Raw genomic sequence first — 23076 nt, 5'->3', positions numbered from 1 at the left:
GGTAGAACTCAACACTATGCTTCAGTCCAAGCTATGTGGCAGTGCAGGTGAGGCGATGGACGACAGCGCGGGCCAACTGAAGAAGTTCCAGAAGGAGCTGTCCGCCGGCACCGTGTCGCTGGTGCTGCTGGCGGTGCTCGGGCAGTCGCGCCAGCCGCTATACGGCTACCAGATCGCCAAGCGGCTGGAGGAAGCGGGCGAGGGCGTGCTGGCCGGCAAGCAGAGCGCGCTGTACCCGGTGCTGCGCAATCTCGAAGGCGCGGGCCTCTTGGCCAGCGAGGTGGAGCCTTCGGTGAGCGGGCCGCCGCGCCGTTACTACCGCATCACGAAATTCGGCCGCGAGGTGCTGCGCGAGTGGATCGCCGCGTGGAACGCCAGCCGCGACTCCGTCGACAAGGTTCTGCAAGGGGAAGTGTGATGACCAAGCCACGCACCATCAACGAATACCTCGAACAGTTGCGCGCCGCGCTGCAGGGCGCCGACCCCGCCCTGGTCCAGGACGCGCTGTACGACGCCGAGGAACACCTGCGCGCCGAACTGTACGAACGCCCCGGTCGCGACGAGGCGGCGATGCTCGAACACGTGGTGGAGAGCTACGGCGCGCCGGACGAGGTGGCCGAGATCTACCGCGACCAGGAAATCAGGATTCAGCGCGCGATCCGCCCGCCGCCGGCGCCGAAGCGGCGCTCGCTGACCGGGCGCTTCTTTGGCGTGATCGCTGACCCGCGCGCTTGGGGCGCTTTGTTCTACCTGCTGTTCGGGCTGGTCACCGGCATCGCGTACTTCACCTGGGTGGTCGCCGGGCTGTCGATGTCGATGGGTCTTTCAGTGCTCATCATCGGCCTGCCGTTCATCGTGCTGTTCTTCGGCAGCGTGCGCGGGCTGGCGCTGCTGGAAGGGCGGCTGGTGGAGGCCATGCTTGGCGTGCGCATGCCGCGCCGGCCGCCGTATCCGCCCAAGCACATGACGCTGTTCCAGCGCATCGGTGCGATGTTCACCGACCCGCGCAGCTGGAGCTCGATGCTGTACGGGTTGCTGCAACTGCCGCTGGGTATTTTCTACTTCACGGTGATCGTGACCTGGCTGGCCGTCTCGCTGAGCTTCATCGCCGCGCCCGTCCTGAAACTGGTCACGGTGCTGGGTCATTGGGACACCGGCACCTGCACCGGCCTGACGGACTCGGCCTGCCGCAGCATCGAGTGGCTGAGCGGCTGGGGTGGCGCGAGCGTGCTGTGCGTGCTGGGCGTGCTGCTGTTCTTCGCGTTGCTGCATGTGACGCGCAGCCTTGGCCACCTGCATGGCCTGCTCGCCAAGCATCTGCTGGTGCGCGGGGTGGATCGCGGTTGACCCGGCGCGGCGGGCTTCCTACGCTGGGCTGGCGCATCTGCGCGCGACCCACGGGGAGAAACCATGCGCTTCCGTCGATCCGGGCTTGCGGCCCTCGTGCTGGTTTCGCTTGCCGCTTCCGCCGCCGACGTGCCGGTCAAGGGCTTCCCGCCCGTGCTGCCCGCTGCCGACCTGGTGCTGCAGGGCGCCAGCATCGCCACGCTCGATCCGCTGCAGCCGCACGCGCAGGCGCTGGCGGTGAAGGACGGCAAGATCGCCGCGCTGGGCAGCGACGCTGCCATCGCGCATTACATCGGCCCGCACACCAAGGTGCTGGACTTGCACGGCGCCTTCGTCACGCCCGGCTTCATGGAGGGCCACGGCCACCTCATGGACACCGGCGACGCGCTGATGCAGCTCAACGTGGGCATGGCGCCGAACTGGGACGCCATCGTGGCGATGGTCAAGGCCGCGGTGGCCAAGGCCAAGCCAGGCGAGTGGATCGTCGGCCAGGGCTGGCAGCAGAGCAAATGGAACAAGCTGCCGCAGCCCAACGTCGACGGCCTGCCGCTGCCGGCCAGCCTCGACGCGGTGTCGCCCAACAATCCGGTGCTGCTCGTGCACACCAGCGGCCATGCGATCTACGCGAATGCCATGGCGCTGAAACTCGCCGGCATAGTCCGCGACACGCCCGACCCCGTCGGCGGCAGCATCGTGCGCGATGCCAAGGGCAACGCCATTGGCGCGCTGCGCGATACCGCGAGCGACGTGGTGTACGCCGCCTACAACCGCTACCTCGCCAGCCTGCCGCCGCAGGAGCTAGCCGCGCGCAGGGAGCAGTCGCTGAAGCTCGCCATGCAGAACGAGGTGAGCAAGGGCATCACCGGCTTCGTCGACATGGGCCAGGACTTCCAGACCATAGCCTGGCTCAAGCAGCAGGCCAGCAAGGGCTTCCCGCTGCGCCTGTACGTCAACGTCGGCGTGCTGGACGTGGCCAGCCTCGACAAGAACCTCGCCAAGTACCGCACGATCGGTTTCGCCGACGACCACTTCACCGTGCGCGGCGTGGGCGAGGACGTTTCCGACGGCGCGCTGGGTACGCACAGCGCGTGGTTCCTCAAGCCCTACGACGATGCGCCCGGCGTCACCGGCAAGAACGTCACGCCGATGGCCACGCTGGCGCAGATTGCGCGCATCGCCGCGCGCGACGGTTTCCAGGTGTCGATCCACGCGATCGGCGACCGCGCCAACCGTGAAGTGCTGGACATGTACCAGCAGATCTTCGACGAATACCCCGCCGCGCACGATCAGCGCTGGCGCATCGAGCACGCGCAGCACCTGGCGCCCGCCGACATCCCGCGCTTCGCGCAGCTGGGCGTGATCGCCTCGATGCAGTCCATCCACGCCTGCTCGGATGCGCCCTACGTGGTGCCGCATCTGGGCGAGCAGCGCGCGAAGGAAGGCGCCTACGTGTGGCACAGCCTGATCGAAAGCGGCGCGATGGTGCTGGACGGCAGCGACACGCCGGTAGAAGACACCAACCCCATCGCCGGCTTCTACTGCGCGGTGACGCGCGACAACGGCCGCGGCCAGCGCTTCTTCCCGGCGCAGGACAAGACCCGGATGCAGGCGCTGCGCTCCTACACCTGGAACAACGCCTACGCGGTGTTCGAGGATCAGCGCCTCGGCTCACTCAGCCCCGGCAAGCTGGCCGACATGGTGGTGTTCTCCGGCAACCTGCTGACCATCCCCGACGCCCAGATCCTGCGCACGCGGGTGCTGTACACGGTGGTGGGTGGGAAGGTTGTGTACGAGCGGCCGGATGCCGGTGCGTGGCGCGGCGGGCAGTTGTTCAAGGCGATGCCGGAGTTCGGCCACGTGAATTGAGGGGGCGCCAACTTGGTACCCGACGAGTTGGACGATGATTGGTGCCAGGAATGGCCCCTGGCAGGTTTTCGCGTGGCAGCTTTTCGCATCGGCCCAGCGCCGAATTTGCCCGTGTACAATCTCGCCGCATAAAGTTGCGCACCCACGGTAAGGAAATTGTGCGATGAAGCGAGTGATGATGTTGCTGGCCGCGTTGATGCTGGCCTTTGCCGTGCACGCCGAAGACAGCGTGCGCTTTGGCAGCAAGGTGGTTGCCGTGGGCGACTCCGAAGCCAAGGTGTACCAAGCGGCAGGGCAACCCACGTTGCGTGTGCGGCTCGAAACGAAATATGGCGGCGCGGACGGCTATCGGCTCGACTATGCGACCGGCCGCAAGACTGTGCAGATCTACATCCGCGGCGGCGTGGTCGCGAACATCAAGGAAGTCTTCAACTGATCCGGTAGCGCCTGGCGTGCCGGGTCACGCCGCCGCCCGATCCTTCGGCGCCAACTGGATGCCTAGTGCGTGCAGCACCTTGAGCACCGTGCCGAAGCTGGGGTTGCCGTCGGCGGAGAGAGCCCGGTACAACGACTCGCGGGAGAGGCCGGTGTCGCGGGCAAGCTGCATCATGCCTCGCGCACGCGCTACCTCGCCGATGGCTTGGGCGATGTAGCCCACGTCGTCGCCGGCATCCTCGAACACGGCTTCCAGGAACAGCCGGCAGTCTTCTTCGGTTTGCAGGTGCGCCTGCACGTCGAAGCGCGTGGTTTTCAGGGTCATGGCTCAAACCTCCGTGGCCAGGCGGGTGGCCGCCTTGATGTCCGCCGCCTGGGTGGATTTGTCACCACCGCACAGCAGAATCACCAGCACGTCGCCACGCCGCGTGTAGTACACCCGGTAGCCGGGGCCGTAGTCGATCTTCATCTCGCAAACGCCAGCTTTCAGCACCCGATGCTGACCGGGGTTGCCCAGCGAGAGCCGGTACACCCGTTCCACCACACGTTTGGCTGCGTGCGCGTCGTGTAGCGCCGACAGCCAACGGGTGAATGCCGCGGTCTGGCGAACTTCGATCATGGAGGAAGTGTAGCCTTTGGGCTACACATGAGCAAGCCGCGCACTTGCATGCATACCCACTGGGCGCGGCGCGCATGTGTGCCATGCCTGCCGAAAAAGGCGCCAGGGACAAAGCGCCGCTTGTTTAGTAATCCCGCACATCCAGCATCATGAAGCCGTGCGCGCTGTAGTCGCCGTCCTGCGGCCACGCCAGGGCGGTCAGCGCCAGCGTTCCCGCCGCCCACGGCTCGTTGTCGAGCAGGACTTCGCAGCGCGCTTCGCCATCGGTGGTCTTGCGGTACACCAGACGCAACCAGTGCAGTTCGGGAGTCAATGCCTCGCGCTGCAGTGCGGATTTGATGGCCGCAGGCACCTGTTCCAGCATCTCCAGGTCGGTGATGTCCGCGCCGTGCAGGGCAAAGGGGCCGGCGAACACGTCCCAGGTGCGTACGCCGATTTCCCATGCCGTGTACGTCAGCTTGCGTTCGTCGGTGACGTACCAGCAGGCGGCGAGCAGCGGGTGGAGCGCGCTTTGCTCGAACGCGCGCAGGGCGGCCATGCAGGCGTCCGCGCCAGTGCCGTGGCCGGCGAAGCTTTCCTCGATGCAGCGTTCCTCGCTGAGCACGACGTCGATGTCGAGGTGTCCCGGTGCGTCGGCTGTGCCTTCGTGCCACTGGGCGCGCACGGACGGAAAGTCGCCGTCGGTGGTCAGCCAGCCCTCTTCGTCGGCGTCGAGCGCCACCTCGTGCCGCTCGAACAGTCGCAACAGGTATTTCTGCAGTGCCGCGTCATCCATCGTCATTCCTGCGGGTGGGTTACGGTTGTTGGGTCATCGCGGATCAGTGTGGGTGAATTTTGGCGTTTTCGGGTAGCGGCGGCAGGAAGCTGGCGATGACCTTGAGCCTCAGGTAGTCCTCGTCGCGGTAGCCGTAGGCGCTGCGCTGGATGACGCGGATCTTGTTGTTGAGGCCTTCGACCAGCCCGAGACTGACCTTGTGGTCGGGCTGGCAGTAGGCGGCGATGCCGTCCCAGTGGCGCTCGATCATGTGCCCGAACTTCTGGTACGGCGCCAGGCGCTGCCAGCGCAGGCTCTGCTTCCAGCGCTCGAAGAACACCCGTGCGCCGCGCTCGGTGCGATAGCTCCACAGCTGCCCGAAGGATTCCTTCAGCAGGTAGGCGGTGTGCAGGCGCTTGTTCGCTGCCAGCAGCTTCTTGAGGGCGGCGCGTCCGTCCAGGCTAAGGTTCTCGCGGTGGCTCAGCAGTGTGTAGCGCTGGCCCTTGATGTAACTACGGTCCTTGCCCTGCAGGCGCTTGTATTCGTCGCGGCGCACCTGGTCGAGCGCGTCGCCGAGGTGACGCAGGATGTGGAATTTGTCGAAGGCGATGGCGGCGTGGGGGGCGTTCCTGGCGACCGAGTTGCGGAAGGGGCGCCACATGTCCATCAGCGCCAGTTCGATGCGCGCACTCTTGGTCGGCCCCAGTTCGGCGAAGAAGCGATCGATGTCCGCCTCGGTGCGGCCTTGCCCACCGAACCAGATCGGCCGCCTCTGCTCCAGGTCGCTGACCACCACGCGGTAGTCGTGGCCCTTGTGGATGGCGATCTCGTCGATGCCGATGGCGCGCGGCGCGGGCAAGCCGGCACGGCGCACCTGCTCGGCCATGTACAACTTGGACAGGTCCTTGACCGTGCCGTCGTGCAGGCGCTCCAGCTCGGCCACCGCCTTGTTCGTCATGCTGCGGCAGAGGTTGCCCACGTGCAGGGCGAAGCGCGCGGTGTAGCGCGGATTGGTCGCCAGCCAGTCCAACCGCTCTACATGCACGCCGCCGCACCCGGGACAATCCACCCGCCAGCGTTCGTACTCCACGTACAGGAACCAGCCGGCCACGCGCAGGTCGCGGCTACGGCAGGTTTTCTGGTCGTAACGCCCGCGGCAGCGATGGCCGCAGCGCGAACACACGGCCGTTTTTTTCGGCGCCGAAGTTGGACGATGCGTGCCTTTGGATCGCCGAATTCGCCCGCCAGCGTCGCCGCCGCATCGAAGCCGGGGAAGGAGAACAACTCGCGCAGACTGCGGCCTGTCTTCATCGCACAACCTCGCTCACCGAGTCGATGCAGGAATCAACCGCCCACCTGCTGGCCGAAGATGGCTTGCCAGAGGAGGTTTACGCAAGCCTTTGCCGGCGTGGACGCCCACACGATTCCGCGATGAGCCCGGTTGTTGAAGGCAACTCGCGCCAGGTCAGGTACAGGCGCAGGTCGAATTCCCGCTGGTGGTAGTCCGGCAGCATGTACTGGTACAGCTGGTAGAACGCCTTGTTGTGCTCGCTTTCTTTCAGGTGCGCCAGCTCGTGCACCACGATCATCTGCAGGAACTCCGGCGCGGCGGCCTTGAACAGGCTGGCTACGCGAATCTCCTTTTTCGCCTTGAGCCGGCTGCCCTGCACGCGCGAGATCGCGGTGTGCAGGCCCAGTGCGCGCTGCACCACGTCGAGCTTGCTGTCGTACAGCACCTTGTCGATGCCCGGCGCGGTTTTCAGATGCCGCTGTTTCAGCGCGGCCACGTAGGCGTACAGCGCCTTGTCGCTCTGCACGTCGTGACGGTCCGGGTAACGCGTGGCCAGGTGCTCGCCAAGGCGCTGCTGCGCGATCAGTTGGCGCGCCTTGTCCTGCAGGGCAGGCGAATACGCCTGGAGATACTTCAGCGGGGTCATCTGCGCATTCTCGCATTGTGCCGACGCGCGGGCGTCGCGCTTCAGGCCGCGCGTGGCTGGATGTGCTCCAGCTCGCCGGCCAGCGCAATGCGCGCGCATTCGAGCTCGTAGTTCTTTTGCAGGTTCAGCCAGCTTTGTGCGTCAGTTCCGAAGTACGCGGCCAGCCGCAGGGCGGTATCGGCGGTGATGCCGCGCCGCTCGTTGGCTATCTCGTTCACGCGAGCGGCGGTGACGCCGATGGCGTTCGCCAAGGCGTTGGCCGATAGCCCGAACGGCTTCATGAATTCCTCGCGGAGGATTTCGCCTGGGTGCACCGGGGGAAGGGTTTTCTTGCGGGTCATGGTTTTTCCCGTGGCTGGTCGAAGGGTGGGTGTGCGTCAGTGGTAGTCGCATATCTCGACGTTGTGGGCGCCACTGTCCTTCCAGACAAAGCAGATACGAAACTGGTCGTTGATGCGGATGCTGTGCTGCCCACTGCGGTTGCCCTTCAGGGCTTCCAGCCGGTTACCTGGTGGCACGCGCAGGAAGTCCAGCGTTGCTGCGGCATTGAGCTGCGCCAGTTTGCGCCGGGCGGCAGCCTCGATGCTCGACCAGCGGCGCACATGCTCGCCGCGCGCGATGGCAGCCGTATCCTTGTCGGCGAACGTCCGTATCATGACGTTTATCGTATGCCGATAAACGATAGGCAGCAAGCGGACACATCGACGGCGTGAGGCAAAACGGCTTTGCCTTTGGCAACCTCAGCGATAGTTGAAGTCCGGCGAAGCCAACAGAAAAGTGTTCCATTCCTGCTGCGACTGCGCCTTGGCCAGTGCGTCGCGCGTGGCGGGCGAAAGGTGCGGCTCGATGGCGTCGTAGTACAGCCGCGTGGTGAGCATCGGGAAGCCGGCTTCGCGCGTCTTGCTGCCGGGTGGGGTGAACAGTTGGGTGTTGCCGTTGCCGATGGCGGCGGCGATGTCGAAGCGCTTCGACAACTGGCCCGAGCCCGTCCAGCTTGCGCCGTCCAGCGGCCAGCCGTCGGGGGTGATGCGGCCGTACAGCGGTTCGCCGAGCTGGTCGAGCCAGTACACCAGTGGCAAGGCATTGGCGATGGGTTTGCCGTCGTAGGCGAGGCGGGTGGAGGCCACCACGAAGCGGATCGGGTCCATGAACTGGCGACCGCTGTGCAGCAGCTCGGGCGAGTCGAACAGCGTGCGCAGCACGGCCTGGATGTCGCCGTCGGTGTGTTGGAAGGTCTGCGCCATGCGCGCCACCAGCGCCGGCGGCGGGTTGTCGGCCACGAAGTATTGCGCGAGCTGGCGCGCGATGAAGTTCGCGCAGGCCGGCCGGCGCACGATGATGTCCACCGCCTGCTTCACCTCGTCGAAGCCGCGCCCCTTGACGCGTTGGCCCAGAAAAACCTTGTCGCGGAAGTCGTGCCGATACGGGTTGAACTCGAACAGGTTGTGGTGCACCACCAGCGGTGCCGCCTTGGCGTTGAAGTGCTGCGGCTTGCCGTCGACGGGCGCGACACCGACGCCGGTGAGGATCAGCGCCAGCTGCTGCACGTCCTGCTGGGTGTAGCCCGAACCCACGCCCAGCGTATGCAGTTCCATCAGCTCGCGCGCGTAGTTCTCGTTGACGTGACCCTTGGCGTTCTGCGCGTTGTCCAGGTATTCCAGCATCGCCGGACTTTCCAGCGTGGCCATTACCAGGTCGCGGAACTTGCCCAGCGCATGCGGGCGGATCACGTGCTGTTCGTAATCGGCCAGCTCCCAGCGGATGCGGCCCTTGGGCGCGTACACGCTGAAGTGGTTGAGCCAGAACCACACCAACTGCTCCTTGAGCTGGTTAGTCCCGTACGCCGCTTGCAGCAGCTCGGCCTGCCGCGCCTGTTGCATCAGCTCGTAGCCGTGCTTCTGCCAGGCCTTGTTGGCGGCGTCCTTGTCCGGGCCGACGGGCATGGCCTTGGCCTGCATCTGCGCGTCGTGCAGGTCGTCGAGCAGCGTCGGCATCGGCGTACGCACCGCCTCGAAGCCGTGGATCAGGTTGGCGATGGGTGGCGGCAGCGAACCCGGCACGCGGTCGGCCAGTTGCGCATCAAGCAGCCCATCGCGGCCCAGCGCGCGATAACGCGCCACGTCCGCGCTGTCCACGCCGAAGCCGTCGCGACGCAGCCAGGTGAGATCGTCGCGCGCGAAGGCGCTGCTTGCGGCCGGTCGCGGCGGCTGGCTGGCGCAGGCGGTGAGCAGCAGGACGGCGCCGGCCAGCGCGGTGCGCAGACGTGCGCGTGGCACACGCCGGGAGATGCACGCCGCGCGCGTCATGCGCGCTTGCTCAAAAACACGTGGCAGGCGCGCTCGCCCATCACCTGGCGATCGCAGGCGTAGCCCAATGCTGGCAGGTCGAGGCCGCCCAGCAGGTGTTCGCCTGCGCCGAGCAAGACAGACGGCAGCGCCAGGTGCAGCTCGTCGATCAGGCCGGCGCGCAGGTATTCGCGCACCGTGGCCGCGCCGCCGCCGAGGCGCACGTCGAGCCCGCCAGCCGCCGCCTTGGCCTGGCGCAGCGCGGACTCGATGCCGTCGGTGACGAAGTGGAATTCGGTGCCACCGGCCATGCGCAGGCTGGGGCGCGGGTGGTGGGTGAGCACAAACACCGGCACGTGGTAGGGCGGCTCTTCGCCCCACCAGCCGCGCCAGCTTTCGTCGGGCCAGGGGCCGCGCACGGGGCCGAACATGTTGCGCCCGAGTATCCACGCGCCGATGCCGGCGAAGCCTTGTTCGGCGATCTCGTTGTCGACGCCGGCCTCGCCGCCGTCCTGGCCCTGATGGCGCTGCCATAGCCGGGTAGGGAAGAACCACTGCATCAAGGCCGGGCCGCCGACGCCTAGCGGGTGTTCGAGATCCTGGTGCGGGCCGGCGGCGTAGCCGTCGATGGACACCGAGAAGCAGTGGACGCGCAGTTTGCTCATGCCGTGACCTGTCGTGGTGTTGGGCGGTAGCGCAGTCTAGCGATCAAACCAGCCGCAGATCGCGTGGCCTCGCCTGCGGAAACACCGTCTGCAACTGGCTGGCGTTCAAGCCCCACAGCCGCGCGAACAGTCCGCCCAGCACGTCGCGGTAGTCGTTCAAGATGGGATAGTCGCGGTTCTGGAACAGGTTGGCCTGGGTCACGGCCACCTGCTCGCCGGCGATGCGGCCACCGGCGACCTTGCCGCCCAGCACCCAGTGCACGGTGCCGTGGCCGTGGTCGGTGCCGTGGTCGCCGTTCTCGCGGAAGGTGCGGCCGAACTCGGAGAGCACCACCACGGTGGTGTCGTTCCAGGCATCGCCCAGCGCGTCGGCGTAGGCGGCGAGGCCTTCGCCGAGGTTCTTGAGGTTGTTGGCCAGCCCGCCCTTGGTGCTGCCCTGGTTGACGTGGGTGTCCCAGCCGCCGACGTCGACGAAGCCCAGCCGGTACTGGTCGCGCATCAAGGTGGCGATGCGCCGCGTCTCGGCGGCGAAGTTGTGCGCGCTGGGCGCGCCGCGGCTGGCGGCCAGCATCTCGTCGCGCAGGTTTTGCGCGATGGACTGCGGCAGGGCGAGGCCGTCGGCGCTGGCCTGCGCGAGCGCGGTGCCCTGGTACATGCCGGTGAGGATCGCTGCCTGCCGCGCGTCGAAGTGCGCCTTGGGGTCGGCCTTCAGCGCGATGTTGGGGATGTCGCGCGCGGCACCCTGGAAGCTGAGCGGCAGGTTGTCGGTGAAGGCGATGGCGGGCACGCCGGTAAGCAGGCCGGCGAGCCGCGCGAGGAAGCCGGAGCGGTAGTTGCCCGCCGTGCCCACCGGCTGGCCGCGCTCGATGTGATCCTGCGTCTCGAAGTGGCTGCGCGAAAGATCGTTGGTGCCGGCAAACGGAATGAAGGCGAGCTGCTTTTTCCGCCACAGCGGATAGAGCGAATCGCGCACCACCGGGTTCAAGCCCCAGTTCGCATCCAGCGCCACCGCGCTGTCGGGGTCGTTCGCATCGGGCCGCTTGATGGCCAACGTGGGGCGTGCGGCATAGTAGAAGTCGCTGCCGGTGGGCACCAAAAGATTGTTGCAGTCGTAGCCGCCGCGCAGAAACACGAACAGGAAGCGCGGCGTATTGGCGGGCGCGGCAAACAACCGGCTGGAGAACGACAAGGTGGAGGCAGCGGCTGCGCCAGCGGCGGCAAGCAGGAATTCGCGGCGATTCATGGCGGCACCTCAGCGGTAGTTGAAGTCGGGCGAAGACAGCAGGAAGGTGTTCCATTCCATCGGCGACTTGGCTTGGGCCAGTGCCGTGACGGTGGCTTGGGACAGGCGCGGCGCGATGGCATCGCGATACAGTGCGGAGCCTTGGATATCCGGCGGGCCGGGCGGCAGGGCGTGGGCGGGCTTGCCGTTCGGGGTGTCTCGGTCTTCCACGAACAAGCGGTTGCGGCCGCTGCCGATCACGCGGGCGAAGTCGAAGCGTTTGGACATCTGGCCCGAGCCGGTCCAGCTTGCCGAATCCAACGGCCAACCGTCGGGCGTGATGCGGCCATACAGCGGCTCGCCCATCGCGCGCAGCCAGTTCACCAGCGGCACGGCGTTCGGAATGGGCTGGCCGTCGTAGGTCAGGCGCATCGAGGAAACGAGGAAGCGCATCGGGTCTTTGAATGTTTGGCCGTCGACGGCGGCGGCCTCTTTCGACAGCAGCATGGTGCGCACCACGGCAGCGATGTCGCCATCGGTCTGCTGGAAGGTCTTGGCCATCGCGTCGACCAACGCCGGTGCGGGTTTGTCGTCGATGAAATATTCGGCCAGTTGTTGCGAGACAAAATGCGCGCACGCCGGCTGGCGGGTGATGAGGTCGACGGCCTGCTCGATCTCGGCGTAGCCGCTGCCCCTGATGGTCTGGCCGAGGAAGGTCTTGTCGCCGAAGTCGTGCTGCTTCGGATTGAAACGGAACAGACCATCGCGCACGAAGCCGGGGGGCGCGCGATACATGATGTTGGCGCGCTCGGCAAACTTGGGCCCGATCAGGCCGGCGCCAGTCAAAATGCGCATGAGCTGCTGCACGTCGGCCTGCGTATAGCCCGAGCCCACGCCAAGCGTATGCAGCTCCATCAGCTCGCGCGCGTAGTTCTCGTTGGTCTTGTCCTTGTCGTTGTGCACGTTGTCCAGGAACACCAGCATGGCCGGGCTTTTCAGCGTGGCCATCACCAGGTCCTTGAACTTGCCCAGCGCGCGCGGGCGGATCACCTGCTCCTCGTAGTCGGCGGCGAACACGCGCACCGGACCCTTGTTCGCGTACACGCTGAAATGGTTGAGCCAGAACCACACCAGTTGTTCCTTGAGCTGGTCGCCGCCGTAGATCGCGTGCAGCAGTTCGGCTTGCGCGGCCTGCTGGTAGAGATCCCTGCGGTATTCGCCAAGCGCCTTTTTCGCGGCGTCTTTGGTGGAACCGTCAGGCGCGTCCTTGAACTGCTTGTTGTGTGCCTGGAAATCCGCCCACAGCGCCGTTGGCGGGGTGCCCACCACGGGCAGGGCGCTGATCTGCGCGGCTACGGCGGGCGGCAAGGCATCGTCGTCGCCGGCGAGCTGCGCATCGAGGAAGCGCGTGCGGCCGAGCTGGCGGTAGCGCGCCAGCGTGGCGCTGTCCAGGCCGAAGCCATCGCGGCGCAGCCAGGCGAGGTCGGCCAGGGTCAACCCGTCCACCCGGGCGGTGACGGCGGTGGTGGGCAAGGGTTTCATCGGCGGCGTGCCGGCGTCGGCCAGCGCCGGCATGGCACCCAGCAGCAGGCCCAACGCGATATGGCAGCGTCGATTCGAGGTGGCGGACACGGCGCTTCCCCATGGGGTGGTTGGCTGGCTTCAACGCCGAGCCTGCGGCAGGGGATGACGTGGGGAGGTGAGGATCGTGCTGGAGTTCGCCACCGATTCAGGTTTCGCAAACTTTTGCGCCTTCGCGCGCCGGTTACCATGCGCCATCCCGCCGGAGTTCCCGTGATGCCCAAGACCTACGACCGCGCCTATTTCGACAAGTGGTATCGCCACCCGGCGCACGCGGTAGGCTCGCCGGCCGAACTCAAGCGCAAGGTGGCGATGGCGGTGGCGCAGGCGGAGTACTACCTCGGCCGTCCGATCCGCAACGTGCTCGACGTGGGTTGCGGCGAAGGCGCATGGCGCGCCCCGCTGCGCGCGCTGCGGCCCGGCCTCGACTACCGTGGGCTGGATGCGAGCACCTACGCGGTGGCGCGCTACGGGCGCAGCCGCAACCTCGGCCTGGCGACCTTCGGTCAGTTGGAGCACCTGCGCTTCGACACGCGCTTCGACCTGATCGTGTGCAGCGACGTGCTGCATTACCTGAAGCCCGCCGAGATCCGTGCCGGCCTGGTCGGCATCGGCGAAATGCTCGAAGGCATCGCCTTCCTCGAACTGTTCACCAGCCGCGACGACGTGGACGGCGACCGCCAGGGTTACGTGGCGCGCGCGCCGGGCTGGTATCTGCGCGAGTTCGGCAAGGCGGGGCTGTTGCCCTGCGGTTCGCATTGCTACCTGGGGCCGCGGCTGGAGCGGCACGTCGCGGCGCTGGAGCGGGCGCAACTGCCCGGATGACGGGCTGCGACAGCGACGGACTGCTACCCTTGTCGCGGCCGGGAAAAACCCGGACGATTCGCCGCCTTTCGTGCCCGGAATGCCTGCCCGCGCCATGACCGAAACCACCCCGCCTTTCACGCCCGACGACGAAGCCCACATGCGCCGCGCGCTGCAACTGGCCGCGCATGCCAGCGACGCCGAGCATGAGGTGCCGGTGGGCGCCGTGCTGGTTCTGCACGGCGAAATCGTCGGGCTGGGCTGGAACCGCAACATCACCCTGCACGACCCCACCGCGCACGCCGAGGTGATGGCGCTGCGCGCGGCGGGCGAGAAACTGGCCAATCATCGCGTCGTCGGCGCCACCTTGTACGTGACGCTGGAGCCGTGCGTGATGTGCGCGATGGCGCTGATCCACGCGCGCATCGGCCGCGTGGTGTACGCGGCCACCGACCCCAAGACTGGCGCCGCCGGCAGCATGTTCGACACCCTGATCGACCCGCGCCACAACCACCGCCTGGTGGTGCAGGGCGGCTTGTTGGCCGAGGCGTCCTCGACGATGTTGCGCGAGTTTTTCCGCGCACGGCGCTGACACGGTGGCGCCCGGCGTCGGCGCACCGGCGATGAACGCCGTGCTGCCGCCCGTCGCGCACAGCTTCCTTTACCTGCTCGCCCGCCGCGTGCTGGCCTGGCCGTACCGGCTGCAGCGTGCAGGCGCCATGGTGGCGGCCATCACCATCGCGCCCACGGCGGGGCTGGGCTTGTACGCGGGCGTCGCCGGCTTGCGCGGCTGACTCACACCTGCAGCCGGTCGCCCGGGCGCGCCACCAGGCTGTACAGCGCGGGCATCAGGAACACGCCGATCAGCAGGCGCGAGAGCATGCCCGCCACGATCACCAGCGCGAACGGACGCTGCGAGTCGGTGCCCACGCCGGTGGCGATGGCAGCCGGCAGCAGGCCGATGGCGGCGACCAGTGCCGTCATCGTGATCGGCCGCAGGCGCAGCAGGGCGGCCTCGCGCGCGGCTTCCAGCATGCCCATGCCGCCCAGCCGCAGTTCGTTGACGCAGGAGATGTAGACCACCGAGGTCAGCACCGAGACGCCGAACAGCACGATGAAGCCGATGCCGGAGGACACCGAGAACGGCGTGTCGGTGAGCCACAACGCGAGGATCGCGCCGAAGGGCGAGCTGAGCAGCACGCCGAGCACGGTGATGAAGGGGAACTTGAAGTTGCCGTACAGCACGAACAGCAGGCCGAAGATCAGCAGCACCGTGAGCGGCAGGATCACGCCCATCTGTGCCCGCGAGGCGGTGTATTCCTTGTATTCGCCGCCCCAGTCCAGCCGATAGCCTTGCGGCAGTTTCACCGCGCTGGCCACCTGCCTGATCGCCGCGCCCACCGTGCTGGCCAGGTCGCGCCCGCTCACCGAGAACTGCACGCCGATGTAGCGCGAGTTGTCTTCGCGGTAGATGAAGGAGGCGCCGTTCTCGATCCGGATGTCGGCCAGCATTTTCAGCGGGATCTGCTGCCCGCCCGGGGTGAGCACCGGAATGTCGCCAATCGCCTGCGGGTTGTCGCGGTACTGGCGCTCCAGGCGTACCAGCAGGTCGAACTGCTTTTCGCCCTGTGTGACCTGGGTGGCCACGGCGCCGCCGACCGCCGCCTCGATCACGCTGTTGACGTCGGCCACGTTGAGCCCGTAGCGCGCGATGGCGGCGCGATTGATGTCGATGGCGAGGGTGGGCTGGCCCAGCTCGTGGACCAGGGTGACGTCGGTGATGCCGGGCACTTGCTGCATCGCCTGCTTGATCGCCTTGCCTTTCTCCTGCAGCGTCTTCAGGTCGGGGCCGTACACCTTCACCGCCAGCGAACTCTTGAGCCCGGTTTCGGCCTCGTCCACCGCATCCTCGGCCGGTTGGGTGTAGTTGAAGGAAATGCCGGGGAACACCGCGAGCTTCTGGTTGATTGCGTCGATCAGCGCCTGCTTGCTGGCGTACTTGCCGCCCCATTCGGCGTAGGGCTTCAGCCCCACGAAGAATTCCACGTTGAAAAAGCCGGTGGAATCGGTGCCGTCGTCGGGCCGCCCCAGTTCCGAGGTCACCGTGGTCACCACCGGGAAGGAGCGCAGGATGGCGCGGATCTTCGGCGTGATCTCGGCGGATTTCTGGTAGGAAATGGTGTAGGGCATGGTGGCGCGCACCCACAGCGCGCCTTCGTCCAGCTTGGGCATGAACTCGGCGCCGATGCGCGGCACCAGCAACAGGGAGGCCGCCAGCAGCAGGGCCGGGATCGCCGCGGTGCGCCAGCGGCTGGCCATGCAGCGATCCAGCAGTCGCGCGTAAGCCGTCTGCAGCTTCTCGAAGATCGCGTTGCGCCGCTCGCGCACGCCCTTGCGCATGATGAGCGCGCACAGCACCGGCAGCAGGGTCAGCGTGACCAGCAGCGAGCCGACCAGGGCGAAGATCATGGTGTCGGCCATCGGCTTGAACAGCGTGCCAGACGGCCCGGTCAGCACGTAGATCGGCAAAAAGCTCGCCACGATCACCGCCATCGCGTAGACCAGCGGGCGATCCACCTCGGAAGCCGCCGCGCGGATCACCTCGCGGAGGTCGTACCCGGTGCCGTGGCGCCTGGCCAGCTCGCGGTAGATGTTCTCCACCATGAAGATCGCGCCATCCACCAGGATGCCGAAATCCACCGCGCCGATGGAGAGCAGGTTGGCCGAGGCGCCTTGCAACTGGATGCAGACGAAGGCGAACAGCAGCGCCAGCGGTATCGTCACGGCCACGATCAGGCCGGCGCGGAGATCGTAGAGGAAGAAGATCAGCACCAGGATGACCAGCACCATGCCGAGCAGCAGGTTGCGTTCGACCACGTGCGTGGTCTGCGCGATCAGGTCGCTGAGGTCGTAGAACGGGTGGATCTTCACGTCCGGCGGCAAGACGTGCTGGTTCAACTCGCGGGTCTTGGCCTCCACGCGCGTGAGCACGTCCTGGGTCTTTTCGCCCGTGAGCATCAGGATCACGCCTTCTACGGCGTCGTTCTGGCCCATGTAGCCGAACTCGCCCAGGCGCGGCGCGATGCCGATGCCGACCTTGCCCACGTCCTTCACCCGCACCGGCGTGCCGTCGTGCACGGCCAGCACGATGTTGCCGATGTCTTCGGTGGTCTTGATGAGCCCCAGCCCGCGCACGTAGAAGAACTGGCCGCCCTGTGTGTAGAAGCCGCCACCGGCATTGCCGTTGTTGGCGGCGATGGCCGCTTCCACCTGCGCCACCGACAAGCCCTGCGCGGCGATCTGCGCGGGGTCGAGCTGCACCTGGTACTGCATGTTGCCGCCGCCAAAGGCGGAGTCATCGGCCACGCCGGGCACCGAGCGGTACTGCGGCGCGATCACCCAGTCCTCCAGCGTCTTCAGCTCCATCGGCGAGCGGTCGGTGCTGGTGAGCACGTAGCGGTAGATGAGGCCCGACGGCGAGGACAGCGGCGACACCGAAGGGGTTACGCCGCTGGGCAGGGTGATGCCCGCGATGCGGTTGAACACGCGCTGGCGCGCCCAGTAGCTGTCGGTGCCGTCGTTGAAGGTGAGGGTGACGTCGGACAGGCCGTACAGCGAGATCGAGCGCTTCACCGCGAGTTTGGGAATGCCGTTCATGCCCAGCTCGACCGGCACCGTGATCAGCCGCTCCACCTCCTCGGCGGAGTGGCCCGGCCACTGCGTGATGATCTCCACCATCGGCGGCGAAAGGTCGGGGTAGGCATCCATCGGCAGGCGCTTGAGCGCCCAGATGCCGGCGCCGGCCACCAATGCGGTGAGCAGCACGACGAGCAGGCGCTGCTCCAGCGCGAACGCCACGATGCGGTTGATGAAGGAAGCCGGACGAGCCCCGGGAGGCGTGAGTTCGGCGCTCATTGGGTCTGGATGAAACGCAGGAAGATGCCGCCTTCGGCCACCACCTTGTCGCCGGCCGCGAGGCCCTGTTCGATCAGGTAGCGGTCACCCACGCGCAGGCCGAGCCGCACCGGGCGGCGCGCGTAGCTGCCGTCGGCTGCCCGCACGTACACGAAGGGCAGGTTCTCGTCGTCGCGCAACACCGCGCCCTCCGGCACCAGCAGGCCGCTGCCTGCCGCGGCGGCGGCGATGCGCACGTGCACGTACATCGGCTTCCTGAGCAGGCCATGGGGGTTGTCGACCACCACGCGCGCGGCGACCGCGCGGGTGGCGGGGTCGACTTCCGGCGACAGGTTGGCGACCTTGCCGTGCAGCGTCCGGCCGTCGCCGAGCACCACCTCGGCGGTGTCGCCGGGCTTCACGATGGCGAGATCGCTGCCGAACACCTGTGCTTGCACCCACATCGCGGTGGTGTCGGCGATGGTGAAGCAGGGCGTGCTGCCGGCCTGCAGCAACTGGCCGGGCGTGATCTGCCGCGCCACCACCGTGCCGGCCATCGGCGCGCGGATCACGCCTTGCACGGTTGCCATCGGGCGGCCCTGTTCGATGGCCGCGATCACCCGCGGGTCGACGTTCAACGCCAGCAGCGCCTGCCGCGCGGCGTTGCTGTCGGACTGTGCGCCGACCGCGTCGGATTGCGCCTGCGCGTTCTCGCGCGCGGAGATGGCGTGATGTGCGAAGAGGTCCTTGTCGGTGGCGGCCACTTGCGTGGCGGCGTGCGCGGCGGCCAGCGTCTTGCGGTAGCCATCCACGGCGGTGGCAAAGTCGGGCGAAGCCACCGTGGCCAGCGGCTGGCCCTGTTTCACCTTTTCGCCCAGGCTCACCAGCAGCTTGCTCACCGGGCCGGAGAAAGGCGCCAGCATGGCGGTGCTGCGGTTCTGGTCGTAATCCACTGTGCCGGTGGTATCCACCGTGCGGTGGAACGAGGTGTTCGCCACGGTGTAGAGCCGGATGCTCTGCTGTTGCGCCGCGGTCAGCGTGACGTTGTGCGGCGTGTCGGCAGCCGCAGGGGGCGCGCCCTGATTGGATGAACAGCCGGCCAGCGCGATGGCGGTAGCCAGCGTCGCGGCCAGCACGCGGCGGCGGGGAAGGGCGGGGAAGGGCGGTTTTTTCATTGCAGCTTGCTCAATTCCGGGTGGTGCCACCAGCCACCGCCCAGCGCCTGGTACAGCGCGACGGTGTCGGCGAAACGGTTGGCCTGGGCCTGCACGAGGGCCAGGCGCGCCTGCAGCCAGGTCTGCTCGGCCGCCAGTCGTTGCAGGTTGCTGGCGTAGCCGTCCTTGAGCTGGCGGTCGATGAGATCCCGCGAGAGCCTGGCGGCTTGCTCGGCCTGCGCGGCGGCCTGCAGCGCCTGGGCATCCTGATCGAGTGCCACCAGGGTGTCGGCCACGTTCTGGAAGGCGATCAGCACGGTGCCGCGGTATTGCTCGGCGGCTTCGTCATACGCCGCCTTGGCCGCGCGCTGCTGGTGCAGCAGACTGCCGCCTTCGAAAATCGGCGCGGTGATGCCGGCCGCCGCGTCCCAGAAACCGGTGCCGCCAGTGAACAGCTTGGAAAATGTCAGCGCCGTGCTGCCGGTGTCGGCGCTGAGGGTGAGGCTGGGTAACCGTGCCGCGGTGGCCACGCCCACGGCCGCGCTCGCAGCGTGCAGGTTGGCTTGTGCCTGGCGCACGTCGGGACGTTGCTCGACGAGCTTCGAGGGCAGGCTCAGCGGTAGCTCGCCCGGCAGTCGCAGGTCGTCCAGCGTGAAGCGATCCTGCGGTACCTGCGACGGCCATCGCCCGGCGAACACCGCCAGCAGGTCGCGCTGCTGCGCCAGTTGCTTGCGCAGCGTCGGCAAGGCGGCCCTGGCCTGCGCGAGTTGCGACTCCTGCGCGGCGAGATCGCCCTGGCTCGCGTAGCCCTTCGCATACTGGTAGCGCAGGATGTCCCGCATCTTCGTGGCCGCGGCGACCTGCTGCTGCATGGCGTCCACTTGCGCTTGCAGCGCCGCCTGCTGGATCGCCGCCAGCGCCACGTTCGACGCCAGCGTGTTCCATGCCGCGATCATCTGGAAGCGCGCGGCCTGTTCCTGCGCCTGCAGCGATTCGGATGCGCGGCGGTTGCCGCCCCACACGTCCGGCGTGTAGGAAATCGTGAGCTGCGGCGTATAGAGGTTGTACTGGAACTCGCTGCTTACCACCGGGTAGTTCGGCACCGGGGCCAGCGAGGTCGACTGGCGCTGGTGGCTGGCCGAAAAACTCGCCGTCACGCTGGGCAGGAAGGTGCCGCGCTGCGCCAGCATGTTCTCGTGCGCCACGCGCAGTGCCGCCTGCGCGGCCTTGAGATCCGGGTTGTGCTGCAAGGCCTGCGCGACCAGCGCGTCCAGTGGCGCGCAATGGAACAGCGTCCACCACTGGCCGGAAACATCCATTCCCGGTTCGAGCTGCTGGGCCGCGCCACCGGCCACCCGCGGCGTGGCGCCCGGCGCAGCGGTCGGACCGGACGTGTAGCCCGACACCGTCGGCGCGGCGGGCGGCTTGAAATCCGGACCCACCGCGCAAGCGCTGAGCCACAGTGCGGCGAGCGCCGGCACGGCCAGGCGCAGGGTGCCCGCCGTGGGCGCTGGGATCATCAAACTGGAGGCCATGCAGAACCCGTACTCGTTGCTGTGTGTTGCTCCGACCACGGGCGAGCCGCGCGGCATGGTAGGCGAAAGTACGTTATAACATCACCGCTTGCAACGCCGTATTTTCTTGCGCCCAACTGGCCCGCCTTGCGCCGTCGCCCGGGTGGCGATTGCGGCATCCGTGACGAAGATCATGGCAGGTTACAGCGCCATGACTTCCCAAATTTTCCCGGGCGCGCTAGCGTGCGGTGGTGGGGAATTCGCCGGGCCAACCAAGGGGATCGCAGATGCAGAAGCAGACGGGCGTCAATCGGGTAGTCGTGCGTGCGGCGCTGGCCGCCGCGGTGTTGCTGGCGTTGTCCGCGCAGGCGCAGGAGCCGGCGGCAACGGACAGCGGGCAGCAGGCCGCCAGCCCATCGGCGGCGACGCCGGGCCAGGACAACAAGTCGACCACCGACCTCAAGCAGGTCGTGGTGACCGGCACCTTGCGCGCCGGCCTGTCGCCCACCGAGTCGGTGTCGCCCATCGATACCTTCAGCGGCAAGCAGATTGCGGAGCAACCGTCGGCGGATCTCACCGACTCCCTGACCAACGTGGTGCCGTCCCTGACCACCCAGCGCTTCCCGATCGCCGACGGCACCGCCTTCGTGCGGCCGGTGTCGCTGCGCAACCTGTCGCCCGACCAGACCCTGATCCTGGTCGACGGCGTGCGCTTCCACCGCTCGGCGCTGGTCAACCTGCAGCTCGATCCGCTGGGCACCTTCAACCAGGGCGCGCAGGCGGTGGATTTCTCGGTGTTCCCGGCCAACGCCATCGAGCGCGTCGAGGTGCTGCGCGACGGCGCCTCGGTGCTGTACGGCTCGGACGCGATCGCCGGCGTGGTCAACGTCATCCTGAAGCGTTCGCGCTCGGGCGCGACGGTGAGCGCGCAGGCCGGCCAGTACAGCAAAAGCGACGGTGACATGCGCCGCTACGATGCCGACGCGGGCTTTCCGCTGGGCGCCGACGGCTTCGTGCACGTGAGCGCCGAACGCGAAACCACCGACCCCACCTCGCGTGGCGTGCCGCAGGGCGGCGCGGCGGCGGTGGCGGGCGTGGTGGGGGCGAGCACCGTGCCCTACGACGGTCTGGGGCAGCGCTGGGGCGACCCCGAAACCTCGGCCAACAAGCTGTTCGTCAACGCCGGCCTGCCGCTGGCCGGCGACGTGCAGCTGTATGGCTACGGCAACTACATGGACAAGAAAATCCTGTCCAGCTTCTTCTACCGCATACCGTACCTGCCGGCGCAGTACGGCATCGCCGGCCGCTCCACCCTGGTCAGTTACGCCCCCGGCACGCTGAACCCGGCCGATGCGCCGCAGTCGCTGGTGAACAACATCATCGCCGGCGGCGGCAACCCGGCGGACTACCTCACGGCCAACTCGGCCAGCGCCAGCGGCTGGGAGCTGCTCAACCCGATCTACAAGCAGTTCCCCGGCGGCTACAGTCCGATGTTCGGCGCCGACGTCACCGACCACCAGGTGGTCGGCGGCGTGCGCGGCGGCGGCGAGAGCAACTTCCAGTGGAACCTGCACTATCGCGCCAGCAGCAACACCATCGACTACCGGCTGCAGGGTTCGATCAACCCCAGCCTGGGCGACCTCTCACCCACCAGCTTCCATCCCGGCAAGCTGACCCAGAGCGAGCAGGGCGCGGGCGCGGATTTCGTCCGCTCCTTCGATGATTCGCCGCTGACGCTGGCCTTCGGCGCGCAGTGGCGCAACGAGAGCTACACCATCCACCAGGGCGATGCCGGCTCCATCGCGGTCGGCCCTACCGCCTCGGTGTTCGGCGTGGGTTCGGACGCCTTCCAGGGCTTCCCGACCAGCGCGGCCGGGCGCTTCACGCAGAGCAGCGACTCGGCGTATTTCGACGCCGAGACCAACCTCACCGACAAGCTGTCGGGGGCGGCGGCGGTGCGCTACGAGCATGCCAACGGCTACGGTTCCAAGGTGGTCTACAAGCTCTCGGCGCGCTATGCCTTCACCGACGCGTTCGCCTTGCGCGGCACCTACAACACCGGCTTCCGCACGCCCACGCCGGGGCAGGCCAATACGCTGAACGTCACCACCACGGCCAACGCGCAGGGCAACCTGATTCCCAGCGGCACCTACCCGGTGAACAATCCGGTGGCGCGCGCGCTGGGCTCGGCGCCGCTCAAGACCGAAACCTCGAAGAGCTTCTCCGTTGGCGCCGTGTGGACGCCCAGCGACAGCCTCACCAGCACGTTGGACTACTACCACATCCGCATCGCCAACCGCATCGGCCTGGTCAGCAAGACCGTGTCGCAAACCACCGTCGATACGCTCAATGCCGAGAACTACCCGAACGCAAACCTGCTGCTGGGCAGCGATGCCAGCTATTTCGGCAATGCCTACGACTCCAACGTGCGCGGCTTCGACTTCGTGGTGGATTCGCGCCACCACCTGGGCAGCGGCAGGCTGAACATCGACTTCCGCTACAACCGGAACGTGCAGGACGTGGTCAACGTCAAGCCCAATACGCTCAACAACGACTTCGTCTACGACCTGGAAAACCAGGTACCGCACAGCCGTGCCGTGCTCAGCTTCGACTATGGCATCGACCGTTTCGACGCCATCGCGCGGATCAACCGCTACGGCAACTGGAGCACCACGGTGGGCATCTTCGGCGGCAACAACCCGCCGGCCGACGTGTCGCGCTACAGCGGCAAGGCGCTGCTCGATCTCGAGGCGAGCTACAAGTTCAATGACATGTTCTCGGTGGCGCTGGGCGGCAACAACGTGTTCAACACCTACCCGGGCAAGGAACAGAACGCCACCCTGCAGTATCTCGGCGTGAAATACGCGCTCACCTCGCCGTTCGGTTTCAACGGCGCCTTCTGGTACGCGCGGGTGACGGCCAACTTCTGACCGTCATGGCCCACCGATCCGCTCCGGCTTCACCGTAGCGGATCGGTGCTTGCGCAGGCACCCCGGCAG

Annotated in this window: 22 protein-coding genes; 8 read left to right on the top strand and 14 right to left on the bottom strand. The window is 67.3% G+C overall.

All coding sequences use genetic code 11. The annotated features are described in order from the left end of the window. The first annotated feature begins 55 nt into the window (after positions 1–55). From AC3WQA_RS02350 to AC3WQA_RS02335, 4 genes are all read left to right on the top strand, one after another. The gene (locus tag AC3WQA_RS02350) at positions 56–418 is read left to right on the top strand and encodes a PadR family transcriptional regulator (RefSeq protein ID WP_492673502.1); all 363 of its coding nucleotides are present in this window, start codon (positions 56–58) and stop codon (positions 416–418) included. After that, complete coding sequence (locus tag AC3WQA_RS02345; RefSeq protein ID WP_492673501.1) at positions 418–1347, top strand: sensor domain-containing protein; 930 nt, start codon at positions 418–420, stop codon at positions 1345–1347. Before AC3WQA_RS02350 ends, AC3WQA_RS02345 begins: the two co-directional genes overlap by 1 nt. A gap of 96 nt (positions 1348–1443) precedes the next feature. Next, positions 1444–3213 (top strand): amidohydrolase, encoded by a 1770-nt coding sequence (locus tag AC3WQA_RS02340; RefSeq protein WP_492673500.1) that lies wholly within the window; start codon positions 1444–1446, stop codon positions 3211–3213. 175 nt (positions 3214–3388) lie between these two features. Further along, positions 3389–3649: a DUF2845 domain-containing protein gene (locus AC3WQA_RS02335; RefSeq protein WP_492673499.1), complete on the top strand. Its 261-nt coding sequence runs from the start codon at positions 3389–3391 to the stop codon at positions 3647–3649. 24 nt (positions 3650–3673) lie between these two features. On the opposite strand, the gene AC3WQA_RS02330 is transcribed toward AC3WQA_RS02335, so the two are convergent. The 11 genes from AC3WQA_RS02330 to AC3WQA_RS02280 all read right to left on the bottom strand — a co-directional run bounded on the left by AC3WQA_RS02330 (position 3674) and on the right by AC3WQA_RS02280 (position 12705). Further along, on the bottom strand, positions 3674–3973 hold the full coding sequence (locus AC3WQA_RS02330) for an addiction module antidote protein (RefSeq protein WP_492673498.1): 300 nt from the start codon (positions 3971–3973) through the stop codon (positions 3674–3676). 3 nt (positions 3974–3976) lie between these two features. Beyond that, complete coding sequence (locus AC3WQA_RS02325; protein WP_492673497.1) at positions 3977–4267, bottom strand: type II toxin-antitoxin system RelE/ParE family toxin; 291 nt, start codon at positions 4265–4267, stop codon at positions 3977–3979. Between the two features lie 124 nt (positions 4268–4391). Further along, the gene (locus tag AC3WQA_RS02320; RefSeq protein ID WP_492673496.1) at positions 4392–5042 is read right to left on the bottom strand and encodes a DUF6348 family protein; all 651 of its coding nucleotides are present in this window, start codon (positions 5040–5042) and stop codon (positions 4392–4394) included. 43 nt (positions 5043–5085) lie between these two features. Further along, positions 5086–6204: an ISL3 family transposase gene (locus tag AC3WQA_RS02315; protein ID WP_492673495.1), complete on the bottom strand. Its 1119-nt coding sequence runs from the start codon at positions 6202–6204 to the stop codon at positions 5086–5088. A 205-nt stretch (positions 6205–6409) separates the two neighbouring features. Beyond that, on the bottom strand, positions 6410–6958 hold the full coding sequence (locus AC3WQA_RS02310) for a M48 metallopeptidase family protein (RefSeq protein WP_492673494.1): 549 nt from the start codon (positions 6956–6958) through the stop codon (positions 6410–6412). Positions 6959–6999: 41 nt separating this feature from the next. Further along, on the bottom strand, positions 7000–7299 hold the full coding sequence (locus AC3WQA_RS02305) for a HigA family addiction module antitoxin (protein WP_492673493.1): 300 nt from the start codon (positions 7297–7299) through the stop codon (positions 7000–7002). A 36-nt stretch (positions 7300–7335) separates the two neighbouring features. Then, positions 7336–7614, bottom strand: coding sequence for a type II toxin-antitoxin system RelE/ParE family toxin (locus tag AC3WQA_RS02300; RefSeq protein ID WP_492676303.1), 279 nt, complete (start codon positions 7612–7614; stop codon positions 7336–7338). A gap of 84 nt (positions 7615–7698) precedes the next feature. Further along, positions 7699–9264: a DUF1800 domain-containing protein gene (locus AC3WQA_RS02295; RefSeq protein WP_492673492.1), complete on the bottom strand. Its 1566-nt coding sequence runs from the start codon at positions 9262–9264 to the stop codon at positions 7699–7701. Then, a complete protein-coding gene (locus tag AC3WQA_RS02290) occupies positions 9261–9908 on the bottom strand; it encodes a dihydrofolate reductase family protein (protein WP_492673491.1) in 648 nt (215 codons plus the stop codon). Before AC3WQA_RS02290 ends, AC3WQA_RS02295 begins: the two co-directional genes overlap by 4 nt. Positions 9909–9951: 43 nt before the next feature. Further along, a complete protein-coding gene (locus AC3WQA_RS02285) occupies positions 9952–11151 on the bottom strand; it encodes a DUF1501 domain-containing protein (RefSeq protein WP_492673490.1) in 1200 nt (399 codons plus the stop codon). Positions 11152–11160: 9 nt separating this feature from the next. Beyond that, complete coding sequence (locus tag AC3WQA_RS02280) at positions 11161–12705, bottom strand: DUF1800 domain-containing protein (RefSeq protein WP_492676302.1); 1545 nt, start codon at positions 12703–12705, stop codon at positions 11161–11163. Between the two features lie 222 nt (positions 12706–12927). Between AC3WQA_RS02280 and AC3WQA_RS02275 the strand changes: the two genes are divergently transcribed. The 3 genes from AC3WQA_RS02275 (at position 12928) to AC3WQA_RS02265 (ending at position 14309) form a co-directional block, all read left to right on the top strand. After that, on the top strand, positions 12928–13536 hold the full coding sequence (locus AC3WQA_RS02275; RefSeq protein WP_492673489.1) for a class I SAM-dependent DNA methyltransferase: 609 nt from the start codon (positions 12928–12930) through the stop codon (positions 13534–13536). Positions 13537–13630: 94 nt separating this feature from the next. Continuing rightward, positions 13631–14107, top strand: coding sequence for a tRNA adenosine(34) deaminase TadA (tadA, locus tag AC3WQA_RS02270; protein WP_492673488.1), 477 nt, complete (start codon positions 13631–13633; stop codon positions 14105–14107). A gap of 4 nt (positions 14108–14111) precedes the next feature. Beyond that, positions 14112–14309: a hypothetical protein gene (locus AC3WQA_RS02265; RefSeq protein ID WP_492673487.1), complete on the top strand. Its 198-nt coding sequence runs from the start codon at positions 14112–14114 to the stop codon at positions 14307–14309. 1 nt (position 14310) lies between these two features. On the opposite strand, the gene AC3WQA_RS02260 is transcribed toward AC3WQA_RS02265, so the two are convergent. The 3 genes from AC3WQA_RS02260 to AC3WQA_RS02250 are packed head-to-tail and all read right to left on the bottom strand — an operon-like array spanning position 14311 to position 20098. After that, positions 14311–17430, bottom strand: coding sequence for an efflux RND transporter permease subunit (locus AC3WQA_RS02260; protein ID WP_492673486.1), 3120 nt, complete (start codon positions 17428–17430; stop codon positions 14311–14313). Beyond that, positions 17427–18584, bottom strand: a complete 1158-nt coding sequence (locus tag AC3WQA_RS02255; protein ID WP_492673485.1) for an efflux RND transporter periplasmic adaptor subunit — start codon at positions 18582–18584, stop codon at positions 17427–17429. The genes AC3WQA_RS02260 and AC3WQA_RS02255 overlap by 4 nt, the downstream gene beginning before the upstream one ends. Beyond that, positions 18581–20098, bottom strand: a complete 1518-nt coding sequence (locus AC3WQA_RS02250) for an efflux transporter outer membrane subunit (protein ID WP_492673484.1) — start codon at positions 20096–20098, stop codon at positions 18581–18583. Before AC3WQA_RS02250 ends, AC3WQA_RS02255 begins: the two co-directional genes overlap by 4 nt. Before the next feature lie 266 nt (positions 20099–20364). Between AC3WQA_RS02250 and AC3WQA_RS02245 the strand changes: the two genes are divergently transcribed. Then, positions 20365–23007: a TonB-dependent receptor plug domain-containing protein gene (locus AC3WQA_RS02245; protein WP_492673483.1), complete on the top strand. Its 2643-nt coding sequence runs from the start codon at positions 20365–20367 to the stop codon at positions 23005–23007. Positions 23008–23076 lie beyond the last annotated feature (69 nt).

The organism is Rhodanobacter sp. FW106-PBR-R2A-2-24, assembly GCF_058789615.1.
Note: the sequence above shows the minus strand (reverse complement) of the source record. Positions and strands in the feature narration are given on the sequence as shown.

Coding starts and splice junctions, on each gene's coding strand:
- AC3WQA_RS02350 (WP_492673502.1), top strand. CDS start 56: ATGGACGACAGCGCGGGCCAACTGAAGAAGTTCCAGAAGGAGCTGTCC.
- AC3WQA_RS02345 (WP_492673501.1), top strand. CDS start 418: ATGACCAAGCCACGCACCATCAACGAATACCTCGAACAGTTGCGCGCC.
- AC3WQA_RS02335 (WP_492673499.1), top strand. CDS start 3,389: ATGATGTTGCTGGCCGCGTTGATGCTGGCCTTTGCCGTGCACGCCGAA.
- AC3WQA_RS02330 (WP_492673498.1), bottom strand. CDS start 3,973: ATGACCCTGAAAACCACGCGCTTCGACGTGCAGGCGCACCTGCAAACC.
- AC3WQA_RS02325 (WP_492673497.1), bottom strand. CDS start 4,267: ATGATCGAAGTTCGCCAGACCGCGGCATTCACCCGTTGGCTGTCGGCG.
- AC3WQA_RS02320 (WP_492673496.1), bottom strand. CDS start 5,042: ATGGATGACGCGGCACTGCAGAAATACCTGTTGCGACTGTTCGAGCGG.
- AC3WQA_RS02310 (WP_492673494.1), bottom strand. CDS start 6,958: ATGACCCCGCTGAAGTATCTCCAGGCGTATTCGCCTGCCCTGCAGGAC.
- AC3WQA_RS02305 (WP_492673493.1), bottom strand. CDS start 7,299: ATGACCCGCAAGAAAACCCTTCCCCCGGTGCACCCAGGCGAAATCCTC.
- AC3WQA_RS02300 (WP_492676303.1), bottom strand. CDS start 7,614: ATGATACGGACGTTCGCCGACAAGGATACGGCTGCCATCGCGCGCGGC.
- AC3WQA_RS02295 (WP_492673492.1), bottom strand. CDS start 9,264: ATGACGCGCGCGGCGTGCATCTCCCGGCGTGTGCCACGCGCACGTCTG.
- AC3WQA_RS02290 (WP_492673491.1), bottom strand. CDS start 9,908: ATGAGCAAACTGCGCGTCCACTGCTTCTCGGTGTCCATCGACGGCTAC.
- AC3WQA_RS02285 (WP_492673490.1), bottom strand. CDS start 11,151: ATGAATCGCCGCGAATTCCTGCTTGCCGCCGCTGGCGCAGCCGCTGCC.
- AC3WQA_RS02280 (WP_492676302.1), bottom strand. CDS start 12,705: ATGCCGGCGCTGGCCGACGCCGGCACGCCGCCGATGAAACCCTTGCCC.
- AC3WQA_RS02275 (WP_492673489.1), top strand. CDS start 12,928: ATGCCCAAGACCTACGACCGCGCCTATTTCGACAAGTGGTATCGCCAC.
- tadA (WP_492673488.1), top strand. CDS start 13,631: ATGACCGAAACCACCCCGCCTTTCACGCCCGACGACGAAGCCCACATG.
- AC3WQA_RS02260 (WP_492673486.1), bottom strand. CDS start 17,430: ATGAGCGCCGAACTCACGCCTCCCGGGGCTCGTCCGGCTTCCTTCATC.
- AC3WQA_RS02255 (WP_492673485.1), bottom strand. CDS start 18,584: ATGAAAAAACCGCCCTTCCCCGCCCTTCCCCGCCGCCGCGTGCTGGCC.
- AC3WQA_RS02250 (WP_492673484.1), bottom strand. CDS start 20,098: ATGGCCTCCAGTTTGATGATCCCAGCGCCCACGGCGGGCACCCTGCGC.
- AC3WQA_RS02245 (WP_492673483.1), top strand. CDS start 20,365: ATGCAGAAGCAGACGGGCGTCAATCGGGTAGTCGTGCGTGCGGCGCTG.